The following is a 14,884-nucleotide window of genomic DNA, read 5'->3' on the forward strand; positions in this document are numbered from 1 at the left end:
TGACCTGGCTAATAAGCGATTAAGTTATTTCTTAATCGCTTTTTTTATGGCAATAATAGTAGAAGGTTAATGTTTAAATTTTAATAAGTCATTGAAAGTGATGGGGCGGCTGAAGTAGTAGCCTTGGAATTGATAGCAGCCTAATTCAATTAAACAACTCACCTCTTGTTCTTGCTCTACACCCTCTGCAATTACCTCCATATTGACGCTTTTGGCTAGCTGGATAATCATACTGATAATCGCTTTATTACTTTGATCTAGGTGTATGTCTGTCACAAAAGAACGATCTATTTTAAGTAAACTAGCAGGTATACGTTTTAAGTAAGCTAAGGAAGAGTAACCCGTTCCAAAGTCATCAATAGCGCAGGTTACACCAAATTTTAATAAGGTATTTAACCCATCGATAGAGCGTTCCAAATTACCCATCATGATACTTTCAGTTATCTCTATTTTTAGCGATGAAGGCGGAATTTGGTATTTATTAACCATGCCGATAACGTTACTAACAAAGTCGCGTTTAGCAAGCTGTTTGGCACTAATATTAATAGATATTTGTTGGAAAAATGCAGGTAAAGTGCGTTGCCTTAAACGCTTTATATCACGACAGGCTTGTTCTAGAACATAGTTACCAATATCGATAATTAAGTCACTTTCCTCGGCAATGGGGATATATACCGCTGGCGATTCATAACCACGAGTAGGGTGGTTCCAACGTAATAATGCCTCTGCCCCGACCATATTATATAAATGGTCGAATTGTGGCTGGTAATGCAATTCAAAGTCATTATTGATTAAGGCTTGTTTGATCTCTTTGGTATAACGAATATGGTCGTTGAGTTGCTCAGACATGATTGATTTATAGGCTAAGGCTTTATCTTTAGACTTTTTAAATGCTTCATACATTGCGATACTGGCATTTTTAATAATATCTTGAGCGTTTTTTTTGTTATCGGTAAATCGTTCATAACCAATAAAACAAGATAAAGAAAAGCTACCTTCAGATAGTTCAAAAGGGCGTTCAATGGTATGTATTATCTCGGCAATGATGTCACCGATGATAAGTTGAGATTTCATTTTATTAGCAGGTAAATGGTCGATAATTAAAATGAATTCATGGCCGTTAAAGATAGCAATCGTGGTTTTTTTATCTGTGGATTTTTTGATTCTATCGGCCACTTGTCGTAATACTTTGTCACCAACATGGTAACCAATGGCATCATTGATATTTTTAAAGTTCATTAAGTTGATAGATAATACATAACCGGTTTTTTTCTCTGTTACTGTATCTTCTATGGCCTTGGTCAGACAGCGCTGTACTTCCATTCTGTTATAAAGACCTGTTAAGTCATCATGCGTTGCTTGGTAACGAATCTGCTCTTCTACCTCTTTACGCATGTTAATTTCAAATAACATCGTGCGGTAATTAATAGAAGCAATACAGCTATTGGTTAGTTTATTAATAACCGGAGGCAGAGAGCTTTGGATTTCGCGACTAAGTGCGCTTTTGCGTTCGATAATAAACACACCGAAATGACCTAGTTTAAATACATAATATAATCCGCTGCTTTGTTCTATTATTCCCGATGTAGCGTCGCTTTCAAAAAATTGATTGGCTAGCTGCTCTAAGTTTTGAGAAAGCAGTGTATTAATGCCATCTCTTCTACTTGGAAAGCTAAGGAAGTGCTGTAAGCTGTCTTCTTCGGTTAATTGATAAACAGGTGTATTTTGTTGATCTTGCATGATAAAAACATGGCTATTAGTCGCATTTAAGCATTGCCCAGCCAGGTGCAAGAATTGATAGATCATTTTTTTTAAATCAGTCTCTTCACCAATCGCTAAGACGAGTTGGTGCTGAATAGACATGATGTTCATCGCGGTATTCATGTTTGATTTCAATCCTTAAAATACGCCAAGTACAGTTGACTTATTGAGTAAGCGAATCATTCCATTGTCAGTATTAGCTATTTCACCTAATACCATCGCTCCTATTAATGGGGTTTCTGATAAAGTATTTTGTATAATTGCCAGTTCTTGCTCACTATCTGACTCAAGAAATAAATCACGGCTTATGCAATTAAATAATAGTAGGTTATTAAAAGGGCGTTGTTGTGCAATATTGTTGGCAACTTGCTGACTGGAGGCGAACATTTTATCTTTATCGCTGCTCAGTAAGTAGACCATGGAGTTATTCAATATGTTGCCAACACATTCGAGGTAAGAAAAATTAGTTTGGATAGGATCTCGCACTAAGATTTCACCATCAATGGAAACGATACCAAGCGGATATTGTTTAGCGTATTGATTAAAGAACTTGTCATCAAGTGTTGTATTTACTTTGTTTTGAATGATTTCTTTGTAGAAAGTATAGGTAGATTGATAGTTTAAAGAGTGCACATAGTGCCCCTTTGCAGCGGTCACTAAATAAGGTCCATCAACAATATCCCAACCATGACCAATGTCGTTTATTAAGGGGCAAGGCAAAGCAATAACCTGGGTTAAGTCTCCTTTGATACCTTGATTAGTAAATATCACTGGGCGAGATACAAAATCTAAAGAACCAGCTCCTCCTCCGATACTAGTGACACCTGATCCCATAAAGTTATAAAAATGATCAACGAAGTCTTCACTGACTTTACACATGGCATCACTGATAATGATAAAGCTTTTATGGCGTTGGATAGGTTGGCTTTTATTTTCGATATAGTCGCTTAACTGGTCATCTATTTGACTCAGAGCTTCATAATTTACAATATCTGGTTTAACCTTTAAGCCAACAATAATCGCCCCATGCTGATAACTTTTTCCTTTGTATATAATTTTAGGGAACATGCCACCACAGATAGGTAACTGACAATCAAATAATATTTTATTGAGCTGAGTTTCTAGGTAGTTATTTTCAACACAGGCTATTAATAGCACGCCTTGAATATTTTCTTGGCAAAGACCTTTAATTGCTGTATTTAAATCTTGTAGAGAGGAACTGTCCGTAAATCGAACAATAGAGGCCTCTGCCATAACACCTTCTCCTCATTTAAAATTATTTAATATGGGGTGCTTCAATGACTAAATAATGGTTATCTGAAATAAAAATATAGCTTAGTTTTTGTAATATACCTAAGTGTTTTATAATCAATCTGTTACTTTGTGATTAGTTACACTTTGTTAAGTGGATAAACTCAACTTTATTTAGATTTTTGCTTGCTCGTATTTTTCTCTGGGAGGATTAAACTTTGTGGTGTTTATTAGGTCACACTGTTGGGCCGTCTTATTGCCAATAAAGGAATAATATTTGCATTCTTTTAATATGATTATCCAGTACAATAAAGCTATCAAAAAATAACTGAAAGACAGCATTCGACTGTTGCTCAACAAGCCTGCACCTCAATTATCATTTATTACAATAGAAGGAAATAAATTAGCTAATGTCATACCAACTTATCCTGATCTGTATTGCGGCCTTAATTGGAATTGGTATTCTCCTCCATCACCCATCGCGTACCTTTGGTATTCCATCTTTACTTATTTTTATGGGAGTGGGGTTATTATTTGGTAATGGCGAATTTGATTTTGTCTACGATAATTTTGCCTTAACCTCAGTAGTTGGCAATATTGCTCTTAATATTATTGTATTTGTTGGGGGATTAAATACCTCCAAAAGAAGCGTGCGCGTTGCTTATCGTGAAGGGAGTGTGCTATCTACCTTAGGGGTACTACTAACGACGTTATTTTTCTCATTGATTCTTTGGTGGGTGTTAGACTTTTCTTTTATTCTCTGTCTTTTATTTGCAGCGATTGTTTCTTCGACGGATGCCGCTGCAGTATTCTCTATCTTACAATCCAAAAAACTTAAACTAAAAGAGCAAACCGATACGGTATTAGAGTTTGAATCTGCTACCAATGACCCTATTGCATTAATTCTAGTCGTTTTATTAACAGAGGTGGCATTAACACCTGAAAACGCAATTTCAGTGACCGAAATCAGTTTAGAACTCGTGACACAAATATTTAGTGCCTTGTTTATTGCTCTGTGTGTTGGCCGGGCATGTGTTTGGTTGTTGAACCATATCAAGCTGGAAGAGTATGGACTTATCCCTGTCTTTGTTTTAGTCAGTTTTGTATTGGCTACCTATGGCAGTGAATTAGCTGGTGGAAATATCTTATTAGCGTCTTATGTCGTTGGTGTGGTTATTGGAAATGGCTTAAAGCGTGGTAGGGAAATAAGTAAACACTTTTTTAATAGCCTATCTTGGCTAGCGCAAGCGCTTATGTTTATAGCACTTGGGTTACAGATTTTTCCACATCAATTATTTGAGGTGTTATATCAATCGATTCTTCCCGCCTTGTTATTAATATTAATTGCTCGGCCATTAGCGGTACAGATATGTTATCTGTTTTTCCCAAAAACGACTTGGAAAAAACGTTTATTTATCTCCTCGATTGGTTTAAAAGGGGCTACACCGATAGTATTTGCTTTGATCCCCGCGGCTGCAGGTGTTGAATCCTCGTTAATTATGGTTGATATGGTTTTCTTTATTGTTTTAATTTCTGTGTTTTTACAGGGGGCTGCCATTGAACCTTTAGCGAAAAAACTGCAGCTTAATATTGAAAAACCTAAGCCTGAGATCACTGGCTAAATTGTCTAAACATTTAACTCGCTGATGTTAAGTAAGGCCTTGTTTCCCTTTTACTAGGATTTAGCTAGGACTTAACTAAGCAGCTAAAGTAAACCAATAGCATGGCGCTTTAGCTGCTAAACCTGATTTTATTTCTGTGCGTTTCTTTCGCGTTTTTTCAGTTTCACAGTGGAGTATACTGAGAAAATAGCAAATAAAATAAACGCTAATGCAATAGGTCTATCGTATATAAACGACCAGCTTCCTTCATATAAAATCAATGATTTCCTTAAGTTTGTCTCCGCCATCGGTCCTAAAATAATCGCTAATAGAATCGGGGAAGAGGGGATATCTAATTTATTTAAAATAAAGCCTAATAAACCAAAAGTAATGGCAATACCTACATCAAACATAGAATTATTAATCGCATAAGCACCAATCACCGATAGGAAGATAATAATAGGAATCATCATTATCTTAGGTACTTCAATAATGCGGCAGAAAAAGCGTATACCTAAAAATCCTACAATCAACATTACAATATTCGCGACAATCATAGAGCTAAAAATACCGTAAACAATTTCTGGGTTTTGCGTAAATAATAATGGGCCAGGTGTTAAACCTTGCACTATTAATGCGCCTAATAAAACTGCTGATACTGCATCCCCAGGCACACCTAAAGTGAGTAGCGGTACTAATGAACCACCCGTTACGCCATTATTGCCTGACTCAGCAGCTGCTAAACCATGCATTGAGCCATTACCAAATTCCTCTGGATTTTTTGCTACACGCTTGGCTTCGTTATAACAAGCAAAGGCTGATATGTCAGCGCCAGCACCGGGAACAGAACCAATAGAAGTACCAATTAATGCACTTTTAACGCTGGTGGGTAAAATCTTTTTAAAGTCAGAGAAACTTAAAAATTTATAACTAAACTTTGGCGGGATATCTTGCTTATCTGACGCTATTTTTTCCAGTTGATTTAAGCCTTCGGCAATCGCGAATAAACCAATGAGTACAGGGATAATATTGATGCCGCTGTATAGGTCTAACACACCAAAAGTAAAACGTGGAACACTGCTGATTGGGTCTAATCCAACCATTGAAATTAATAAGCCTATGGTGCCGGCTAATAACCCTTTCATAATGTTTTTAGCAGAAACACTGGCAATGATGGTTAATCCGAATAAAGCTAAAGCAAAGTATTCAGGCGCATTAAAGCGTAAAGCAAAGTCTGCCAACATAGGCGCAACACCAATCAATACCACAGTACTGATCAAACCGCCAATAAATGACGCAACCGCAGCAATACTTAATGCCTTAGCTGCAAGTCCTTTGATCGCCATTGTGTGGCCATCTAATACAGTAGCTGCAGATGCGGGTGTACCAGGTGTTTTCAGTAATATGGCAGCAATTGAACCACCATAAATACCACCAATATAGACACCAATTAACATCACTAATGCGGGCGTTGGCATCATTGAAAAAGTAAAAGGGAGTAATATAGCAACGCCCATGGTTGCTGTTAATCCAGGAAGTGCACCTAAAATCACACCACCTAACACACCTAATACTAATACTGGGAAAACCTCCATGCTAAATGCAGAAGCAAACCCACTGAGTAAATATTCCATCATAATAATAACCTAGAAAAAGAGTAAGCCTTCAGGCAGGGAGATAATAAACACGTCCGAAAATAGATAGTAAATAGCTAAAACAAATAGCCAAGCCACTACGTAATAGCGTGGTTTTTTAACTCGGTAATAAATTAAATAATAAGTAAAACCCACTAAACTTGCTGGTAGATAACCCACTAGGGTAATTAAAGCTGCATAACCGACTAACAAGGTAAAACCAAAAATAGAGTGTTTAGATAAAAGTGGTTGTTCCTGCTCGACCTGCTTTTTTCGCTGATGTTGAATGATCAACACACAACATATTAATATTTGAATTATCACAACAACGGTAGGAAAGAATCCTGCTCCAACGGGAGAGGCTTGATATAGAGGCTCTGGGAATTGAGTGATAAAGCCTAATATTATCAGACTTAACACAATGATTATGCTGGGTAATACTAGGTGTCGATTGAGCATTATAGCTTCCATTATTGTTGATTAAAAAATGGGTTAAGAGGCCTCTTAACCCATACTCGTTTTTACTTTTATTTCTTAATAAACTGACTAAGTACTTTTGTATCTTCTTTTACAAAGTCAGTGAACTCTTGCGCTTTTAAAGGGTGAATAGTCATTGCACCTTTCGCCATGAACTCTTTAAATTGCTCAGAAGCCATTGCTTGGTCAAAAGCGTTACCTAAGATTTCAATAATCTCATCAGGTGTTCCTTTAGGAGCACCAATACCACGCCATGTACCCGTTGTAACATCTAAGCCTTGCTCTTTTAATGTTGGTACATCTGGGATGTAAGAAATACGTTCTTCTGACATTACGCCTAGTGCTTTTAACTGACCTGAGCGAAGTTGAGCAATTGCTTCACCCGGTGTTACCATTGTCACTTGTGTATGGTGACCTAGTACTGAAGGAATCGCTTCGGCTGAACCGTTATAAGGTACTGCATTTAATTTAATATCCTGGTCTTGTTCTAAAGCCATTAAGTAAAAATTAGGCGCAGCGGTAGAAGCAAATTTAACTTTACCAGGTGTTTTTTTCGCTTCTGCTACTAGGTCATTAACAGTATTAAATGGGCTATCAGCCGGTACTAAAATAACGGCAGGGTCTAAGTTAACCATGCGAATTAATTCAAAATCATCAGCGTTATGCTGCATTAATCCCATTTGTGGCAATGAAGCAATTTCACGGGTGACCACAGTTAAGGTATATCCATCGGGTCTTTGTTGTGCACCAAAGCTCATACCTACTGCACCTGCACCGCCGGTTCTATTCATGACTGAAATACTGGTACCTAAAATATCTTTTGCACTATTTGCCAGAGTACGACCAACGGCATCTGTACCGCCACCTGCGCCAAATGGCACAATTAGTCGTATATTTTTAGCTGGGTAATCTGCAGCAAATGTACTTGCTGACATAATTAATCCTGCGCTGATTAGTGCTGTTTTAAGTAGTTTTCTCATCGTTTCATTCCTTTTATGGATAAAATGGCTTCTTTCTTAATCACTATTTTTAACGTTTGGTTTAATCTTTAACAAAACCGGTCTATTTGTTACCTATATACAAAAGCTGGCTCAAGTAATTCAATAAAATAATATTTGTTTGTTAAAACCTTGTAATGGAAGAGTAAAGGAAGATTATTATTTTAGTATTGCATGGGTCACGAAAGTGACGGACAAAAAGTGTTCTTTGTTAGGAAATGAGATCTTTCCTTGATTTTTAAATTTTTTTGCCACTAAATTTAGCTGGTTTTGGGCCATTTATTATTTTTATAAGTATGACTTAATGTGGTTTTTCTCTTGTTGAGTGATTTGGTTTCTACTATTTAAATGGCAGGATTGACGAATTTAAATAGATAAATGAGCTGTTATTTATCTATTTATAGGTGTTTTTATTTTTGTGTTTTAAGTGAGAAACAACTTTTTGTGCTGATTTTAAAGGGGTGTGGGAAGCGTTAGGCGATGAGTTGCCTGTGTTTCTCATTTATTATGTAAGAAGTTGTTATGTTAATTTAATTCGTTGGCACCAGTTTCGGATAATTATTTAGGTAGGTTTATTTTGTAATATTATAAACCTACTATGTTGATTTGTTTTTTCTGTTAGTTACCCCTTAATAATTTCGCTGTAAATCGATATAACCCTCTACTTTGAGGATTGTTAGATCAGTGATTTCATAGCAAGTAGTACTGTTTCCGCACAAGTTTTATCGACAGTTTAAATAATATAGAGCCTAGTGTTATTTTGGTAAGCCTAGTATATTCCTTACTCCCCTCCATTTTGAAAAGGATATTACGATGAGTATTATCAAGAGCAAATTAGCTTTTACTTTGTTAGGTGCATTACTTTTTACTCAACCTACCAGTTTAGTGTTTGCACATGCAGACCATTGTGGCATTAAAGAAACGACACTGGGCGATACGATGAAGTATATTAAAAGTGAATTACGTGCTTACAATAAAGGCTTGAAGGCTGATGATAAAGCTGAAATGCAAGAGCACATTAATGAATTGATTATGTTAAGTGGCAAAGCTGAAGCATTAATACCTGTAGTGATTGAAGATATGGATGGAGAGCACGGTCAAGCATCCAGTAAATTGACTGAACAACAAAAACAGCAATATGGACAATACCAACAGCAAATAAGTGAGATGACGAATACCTTTAAAAAGATCCAAGTAAGTTCAGACTCTGCAGAGATCAGTGCATTACTAGAGAAGGTGAATCAGCAGAAAAAGCAAGGGCATAAAGCCTTCCGTCAAAATTGCAGTAAATAGGAAACTGATTAACGCAACACAGCGGTGCTGCGTTAATAAAAACTAACGGTTAGCTAAAAAGACTTTCGAAGGATCAACTAACAAGCGTTTACCAATCGCTTCTCGCCCAAATAGCATCAAATAGTTCATATCAGCACGGTCAGTTAAGGTGATTTCAATGGGCCAGGTTTCACTGCCTAAGGTCATTGGCGTTTCAATCACATAACGTTCTTCAGAAGTCCCATTTGACGATTTAATCTTACGAATATCGCTGATTAAAGCGCTACAAGCAATCAACCTTTTGACATTGTGAATATCTGGATGAATATCAAACTTAACCCAAGGTTGGCCTTTTTCCATATATTTGACAATATTATCAACATGTAGCGATGACGTTTTTGCACCAGTATCAACACGCACTTGCATCTCTTTAATACCTAGCTCAGGTAAATCAATAGATTCAAGTCGACCAATAATCATTTTATCTTTAGATTGCATGCTATTTGTTTCCTGTACTGCTCGTTCTATTCAAATCATCTTCAGGGCGTAAGAAGTCTTGCACTGATTCAATATGTTCAACGATTGCTTCATCATCTTCTTTAAAATATGCAATATGGAACATGGCTTCACCTTCTTGTACTAATGGGATGTTTTGTTGCCCAATTAGAATCCCTGAACGAGTGGCTTTCACAACTCCTAATATCTCACCGTAAGGGCTACCGATTTCAGCGAGTTTATCACCACTAGTAACGCGATCACCTAGCTCTACTAAATGTTTAACCACGCCGCTCGCATTAGCACGTAACCAGCCACTGCTATTGGCAATATAAGGTTCTTTTAACTTACGTTTAGAGGTTATTTGGCGCATCATTTTTAAGTGACGTAATACATTCTCAATACCTTTGATTCCTGCATTAATAGAAAAGTCATCAAAACGTAAAGCTTCACCTGCTTCATATAACAGTACTTTAGTATCATTGGCTACGGCAGATTCACGTAATGAACCATCCACTACATTCGAATGTAAAACCACAGGGCTAGCGAAAATTTTAGCTAATGCTTTAGTTTCAGGATCATTCATATCACCGCGAATTTGCGGTAGGTTTGAACGATGAATCGCCCCTGTATGTAAGTCAATACCATAATCACAATGTTGCACTATTTGCGTTAAAAATATATGTGCAACACGTGCTGCTAAAGAGCCTTTTGCTGAGCCTGGAAAGCAGCGGTTTAAATCACGACGATCCGGCATATAGCGGCTTTGATTCACAACACCATAAACATTGACCATAGGCACTGCGATCACAGTGCCACGGATAATTTTAAAATTAGGTTTGTTAATTAAACGGCGAATAATTTCAATACCGTTTAATTCATCACCGTGTACCGCAGCACTAATGAAAATAGTCGGGCCTTCCTTTGCACCGCGAATGATTTGTACAGGTAATGAAACCTCTGCATCTGTATATAATTTCGCAACAGGTAACTCTATTTTGCACTGTGTTCCCGGTAAAATATCAAACTCGCCAATGCGTAATGCTTTCATCTAATTAACCTCTACCACGTGTTTTATTGGTTGCTGTTTTTGGGCTTTTTTCAAGAAAATCGAAGACCATGCCTGCGATGTTCATGCCCGTTGCTTTTTCAATGCCTTCTAAACCTGGGGATGAGTTAACCTCCATCACCATTGGTCCATTTTCAGAGCGTAATAAGTCTACACCACAGAAATTTAGCCCCATTATTTTAGCGGCATTCACCGCAGTTTCACGCTCTTCTTTAGATAGTTTAACCACAACTGCTGATCCCCCTCGATGTAAGTTGGAGCGAAATTCTCCCTCGGCACCTTGGCGCTTCATTGCTGCAACAACACGCCCACCTATCACTAAACAACGGATATCTGCACCACCGGCTTCTTTGATAAACTCTTGCACTAAAATATTAGCCTTAAGTCCCATGAATGCTTCGATGATACTTTCCGCTGCTTTTGCTGTATCAGCTAATACAACGCCTATTCCCTGTGTGCCTTCAAGTAGTTTAATGACTACTGGAGCACCGCCGACGTTTTTAATTAAATCTTTAATATTATCTGGTTTGTTAGCAAAGCCTGTACGTGGCATGCCAATCCCTTTTCTTGATAATAATTGCATTGAACGCAATTTGTCACGAGAACGGCTGATCGCCACTGACTCATTAATATTAAAAGTCCCCATCATTTCAAATTGACGTGCTACTGCCGTTCCGTAAAAAGTAACAGAGGCACCAATGCGTGGAATAATCGCATCATAATGTGGTAATTCTTCACCGTGGTAACGTACTGTTGGACGGCTACTAGTAATGTCCATGTAGCAGTGTAATGTATCAATAATATCAACTTGGTGACCCTGTGCTTCCCCGGCTTCTTTTAAACGACGAGTAGAGTATAGGTTTGGGTTTCTAGATAAAATGGCAATTTTCATGAGTTAATTCCTATGTGACTATTCACAAATTATGTCGCGATATGTTTCGCATAAAAGGTTAATAATCTGAGTCAAATAGGAAACTCTGCAGTGCACTGCATACTAGGGCCTGTTTAATGGAGGACTCAGATTAAGTGCGTGGAGTGTATAAACAAAACGCTATATAATAAAATTAATTGTTTTGTGGTCTTTGATTAAAATTTTTGATTGGTGGTGGGTATATGAAGATAGAGTTATTAAAAACATTTTTAGAGGTTAGTCGCTCATTACATTTTCGTATCGCATCAGAAAACCTATTTATTACGCAATCCGCTGTTAGTGCCAGAATTAAGTTATTAGAAGATGATTTAGGCGTGCTGCTATTCGACCGCAGTAATAGAAATTTAAAGCTAACCCCAGAAGGGCATCGTTTGATTAAGCATGCCAATGAATTGATTTTAATGTGGCAAAAAACTAAGCAAGATGTAGGGATCAGCGCGCAACACTCAATGCAGTTAGTGGTTGGGGCTAAAAGCACTATCTGGGATATTGTATTGCAGAATTGGCTACAAAAAATTCATTCTAATGTTGATGAAGTGAGCTTATTAACCAGTACCTATAGTGCTCCTGAATTGCGTAAAAGTTTATTAAATAGGGTGGTGGATATTGGGTTCTTGTTTGAACCAACTTTTGTTGGCGAAATTATTTCGGAAAAGGTCGCGACGGTGCCACTGCATTTAGTGACCACTAACCCTGATTATGTGTTTAATCATGAACAGCTACAGGACTTCATTATGGTGGATTATGGAGAGTCTATTGCAGCTCAGTATTTAAGAGAGTTCCCTGACACACCGGAAGCTAAACACTTTATGAGTCAACCTAGGATTGCCTTAAACTTTATTTTAGAAGCGGGTGGGGCTGCTTATTTGCCAAGACAAATTACCTTTGAATACTTAAAGAGTAATCAACTGTATTTAGTGGATGATGCGCCTGTGTTCCGTCGTGATATTTATGCTAATTATTTAGCGAATAATCAAAAGATAGAGATGATAGAGCAGGTATTACAGTTATTTCCGCATGTAAGAACATAGCTATATAAACGGCTCTAAAAAAGAGGCATTAAGGTTAATGCCTCTTGATAAGATTAGAGTAATAACAGGCTTCCTAAACCTAGGAACACAATAAATCCAAAAATATCTGTGACTGTGGTTAATACCACAGAGCCTGATAACGCTGGGTCGATATTGAATTTATTTAATATCCAAGGCACCCACACACCGGATAAAGATGCAATCACGATATTACCCAAGATAGAGATGAAAATGGTTAATGATAACAATGGATTATCAAACCATACAAAGGTAATTGCTCCGATTACGATAGCCCACAACACCCCATTAATGGCGCCGACTTTAAGCTCTTTAGCAATAATACTTTTCTTATTAGCATCATTAATTTGCCCTAAAGCTAAACCGCGAATAATCAAGGTGATGGTTTGACTGCCAGAAATACCGCCCATAGAAGCGACCACAGGCATTAATACCGCGAGTGCGACAACCTGTTGAATCGTTGCTTCAAATAAACCAATAAACCAAGAGGCTAAAAAGGCGGTGACTAAGTTAATGCCTAACCAAACTGCACGGTTTTTTGAGCTTTGCCATACGTTACCAAATAGATCTTCTTCTTCCACTAAACCACCAGATTGATTTAATTGCGCTTCTAATATCTGTTCTTTGTAACGATAAGCAGTAGGCAAATCTAAACGGCCTGTTAAGCAACGATTTTCGTCAATTACGGGTAATGCTGAACGGTCTAAATCAATCAGTTTTTCCGAGGCGTCGGCAATATATTCATTACTCAATAAATACTCAACATCAGTGTCGATTGAGTCTTGGTATTCTTGATCACTTTCCGCTTTGAAGATTGCGTTTACAGCAATTTCCCCGACTAATTTGGCATCATCATCAACGATGTAAATTACTTCGGTAAAGGTCGGCAGTTTTTTACTACAGACTTTTTTTACTGCTGATAATTTTAGGCGTTGTGGCAGTTGAATATCGGTAAAGTTTTGCCAATGACCCACTTCATCTAAGGCATAATCGCATGACTTTTTGTATAAACTACGCTGTTTTGCATTCATGTTACTAACTGCGTAATCAATAAAGCGATCGTTTAAACTTTCAGATAGTTCTAAAAGATGGAAGGCATCCAGCTTGGTTAATAGCGGAAAACATTGCTCATCTTCTAAGGTGCTGAGTAACAGTTCTCTCGACTCATGCTTCATCACGATAAAGATGTTTTGCTGCGCCTCATCGCTCAGCGCTTGCCATAAATTAAGTCTTAACTTTAATGGGAATGACTCTAATAAAATTGCAATTTGATCATCAGATACCTGCTCATAGATCTCTGTTACCAGTGCTTGTATATCTTGTTCAGCATCAAAATGTTGGTTAATTTTATCGATATAATCAGGTAATAAATCTAATGACATCATACCTCCTTCTTATTATTGAGGTTCTTGTGTGCGGTATAAAATAGCGTTATTGGCTACTATCACTTTTATTCATTTGTTGTTGCTCAAACCACAGTTTCATGAAATCAGCTGTTAAGGATTGTTCAATCTCTAATGCGCGTTCAGTAGGGCAAAAAATGGTAAAGATAAGTTGGGTATCACCAATGTCTGAGGTGGCTACCTGGATGTGCGGCTCAGGTCCTGCAATATGTACATCCAAACGGTTTTCGATCAGTTGGTTATAGCGGATTGCAACATCTTTAAAGTCGGCACAATAATCATGGGCTTTCTCGTATAACTCGTCTAAGAAAACAAACGGGTTTACACTGCCATCTCTGGTGATGGTAAAATGGTGCATTGCGTAACGCTTTAAAAAGTTTAAGTTTTTAATAGAAGAAGTAATTAATTTACTATTAGGTACATACAGGGTTTTACCCGTGTACTCATAGGAATCGCTATTCACCTCTAATAGGGTTAATTTTGCCCAATCAATAGAGTGTACTTCGCCGTAATAATCACCTACTTGTATCCAATCTCCAATTCGAAATGGACGGCTCGAAACAATATACAGAAAGCCAATAAAGCATTGAATAAACTCTCTGGTTGCGATCACAATCGCTACCACAAATGCGGCAATAGAGATGGCAAACTTATGGAACTCTTCTGCCCAAATATTAAAGATACCGACAAAAATCAGTATGGTAATGGTGTTGTTTACAATATTGATTTTCAGACGTTTATTATTTTTTCCTTTTTTTTCTACTACCTTTAAAAGATAAACTTTACAGCTCATTAATAGTAAAATTAAGATAATAGTAAGCACAGTATTATTATTCATTAATGCTTGAAAAAAAGTGTTGTTTGAGAGGTCGATTGAACGTAATTTTTCAAACATATAAGTTGTACCTGTGTTGATAATTTTTGTATTTTTATTAAACGTAAT

At 37.3% G+C, this 14,884-nt stretch carries 13 protein-coding genes; 3 read left to right on the forward strand and 10 right to left on the reverse strand.

From position 1 onward, the window contains the following. Positions 1 to 66: 66 nt before the first annotated feature. Both DS885_RS02135 and DS885_RS02140 read right to left on the reverse strand, forming a co-directional pair. Positions 67 to 1,884 carry a putative bifunctional diguanylate cyclase/phosphodiesterase gene (locus DS885_RS02135; RefSeq protein ID WP_113817757.1) on the reverse strand — a complete coding sequence of 606 codons (1,818 nt, stop codon included), beginning with the start codon at positions 1,882 to 1,884 and terminating at the stop codon, positions 67 to 69. Between the two features lie 15 nt (positions 1,885 to 1,899). After that, positions 1,900 to 3,015, reverse strand: coding sequence for an FIST signal transduction protein (locus DS885_RS02140; protein WP_113817758.1), 1,116 nt, complete (start codon positions 3,013 to 3,015; stop codon positions 1,900 to 1,902). A gap of 407 nt (positions 3,016 to 3,422) precedes the next feature. Here DS885_RS02140 and DS885_RS02145 point away from each other — a divergent pair, with 407 nt between their 5' ends. After that, positions 3,423 to 4,634, forward strand: coding sequence for a potassium/proton antiporter (locus DS885_RS02145; RefSeq protein WP_113817759.1), 1,212 nt, complete (start codon positions 3,423 to 3,425; stop codon positions 4,632 to 4,634). 128 nt (positions 4,635 to 4,762) lie between these two features. Here DS885_RS02145 and DS885_RS02150 read toward each other — a convergent pair whose 3' ends face one another. The 3 genes from DS885_RS02150 to DS885_RS02160 form a co-directional block, all read right to left on the reverse strand. After that, positions 4,763 to 6,250 (reverse strand): tripartite tricarboxylate transporter permease, encoded by a 1,488-nt coding sequence (locus DS885_RS02150; protein WP_113817760.1) that lies wholly within the window; start codon positions 6,248 to 6,250, stop codon positions 4,763 to 4,765. Between the two features lie 9 nt (positions 6,251 to 6,259). Then, complete coding sequence (locus DS885_RS02155) at positions 6,260 to 6,706, reverse strand: tripartite tricarboxylate transporter TctB family protein (RefSeq protein WP_113817761.1); 447 nt, start codon at positions 6,704 to 6,706, stop codon at positions 6,260 to 6,262. 68 nt (positions 6,707 to 6,774) lie between these two features. Then, complete coding sequence (locus DS885_RS02160; protein WP_113817762.1) at positions 6,775 to 7,704, reverse strand: tripartite tricarboxylate transporter substrate binding protein; 930 nt, start codon at positions 7,702 to 7,704, stop codon at positions 6,775 to 6,777. An 831-nt stretch (positions 7,705 to 8,535) separates the two neighbouring features. On the opposite strand from DS885_RS02160, the gene DS885_RS02165 reads away from it, so the two are divergent. Further along, positions 8,536 to 9,015, forward strand: coding sequence for a cytochrome b562 (locus tag DS885_RS02165; RefSeq protein ID WP_113817763.1), 480 nt, complete (start codon positions 8,536 to 8,538; stop codon positions 9,013 to 9,015). Between the two features lie 42 nt (positions 9,016 to 9,057). Here the strand turns inward: DS885_RS02165 and DS885_RS02170 are convergent, their stop codons facing one another. The 3 genes from DS885_RS02170 to rimK are packed head-to-tail and all read right to left on the reverse strand — an operon-like array spanning position 9,058 to position 11,450. After that, the gene (locus DS885_RS02170) at positions 9,058 to 9,492 is read right to left on the reverse strand and encodes an ATP-dependent zinc protease family protein (protein WP_113817764.1); all 435 of its coding nucleotides are present in this window, start codon (positions 9,490 to 9,492) and stop codon (positions 9,058 to 9,060) included. A 1-nt stretch (position 9,493) separates the two neighbouring features. Beyond that, a complete protein-coding gene (locus DS885_RS02175) occupies positions 9,494 to 10,540 on the reverse strand; it encodes a succinylglutamate desuccinylase/aspartoacylase family protein (RefSeq protein ID WP_113817765.1) in 1,047 nt (348 codons plus the stop codon). Between the two features lie 4 nt (positions 10,541 to 10,544). Further along, the gene (gene rimK / locus DS885_RS02180; protein ID WP_113817766.1) at positions 10,545 to 11,450 is read right to left on the reverse strand and encodes a 30S ribosomal protein S6--L-glutamate ligase; all 906 of its coding nucleotides are present in this window, start codon (positions 11,448 to 11,450) and stop codon (positions 10,545 to 10,547) included. 221 nt (positions 11,451 to 11,671) lie between these two features. Here rimK and DS885_RS02185 point away from each other — a divergent pair, with 221 nt between their 5' ends. Beyond that, on the forward strand, positions 11,672 to 12,520 hold the full coding sequence (locus tag DS885_RS02185) for a LysR family transcriptional regulator (protein WP_113817767.1): 849 nt from the start codon (positions 11,672 to 11,674) through the stop codon (positions 12,518 to 12,520). Positions 12,521 to 12,573: 53 nt separating this feature from the next. On the opposite strand, the gene DS885_RS02190 is transcribed toward DS885_RS02185, so the two are convergent. Both DS885_RS02190 and DS885_RS02195 read right to left on the reverse strand, forming a co-directional pair. Then, the gene (locus DS885_RS02190) at positions 12,574 to 13,920 is read right to left on the reverse strand and encodes a magnesium transporter (protein ID WP_113817768.1); all 1,347 of its coding nucleotides are present in this window, start codon (positions 13,918 to 13,920) and stop codon (positions 12,574 to 12,576) included. 49 nt (positions 13,921 to 13,969) lie between these two features. Continuing rightward, the gene (locus DS885_RS02195) at positions 13,970 to 14,836 is read right to left on the reverse strand and encodes a mechanosensitive ion channel family protein (protein WP_181817679.1); all 867 of its coding nucleotides are present in this window, start codon (positions 14,834 to 14,836) and stop codon (positions 13,970 to 13,972) included. Positions 14,837 to 14,884: the final 48 nt, after the last annotated feature.

Source organism: Psychromonas sp. B3M02 (genome assembly GCF_003318165.1).
Classification (GTDB): domain Bacteria; phylum Pseudomonadota; class Gammaproteobacteria; order Enterobacterales; family Psychromonadaceae; genus Psychromonas.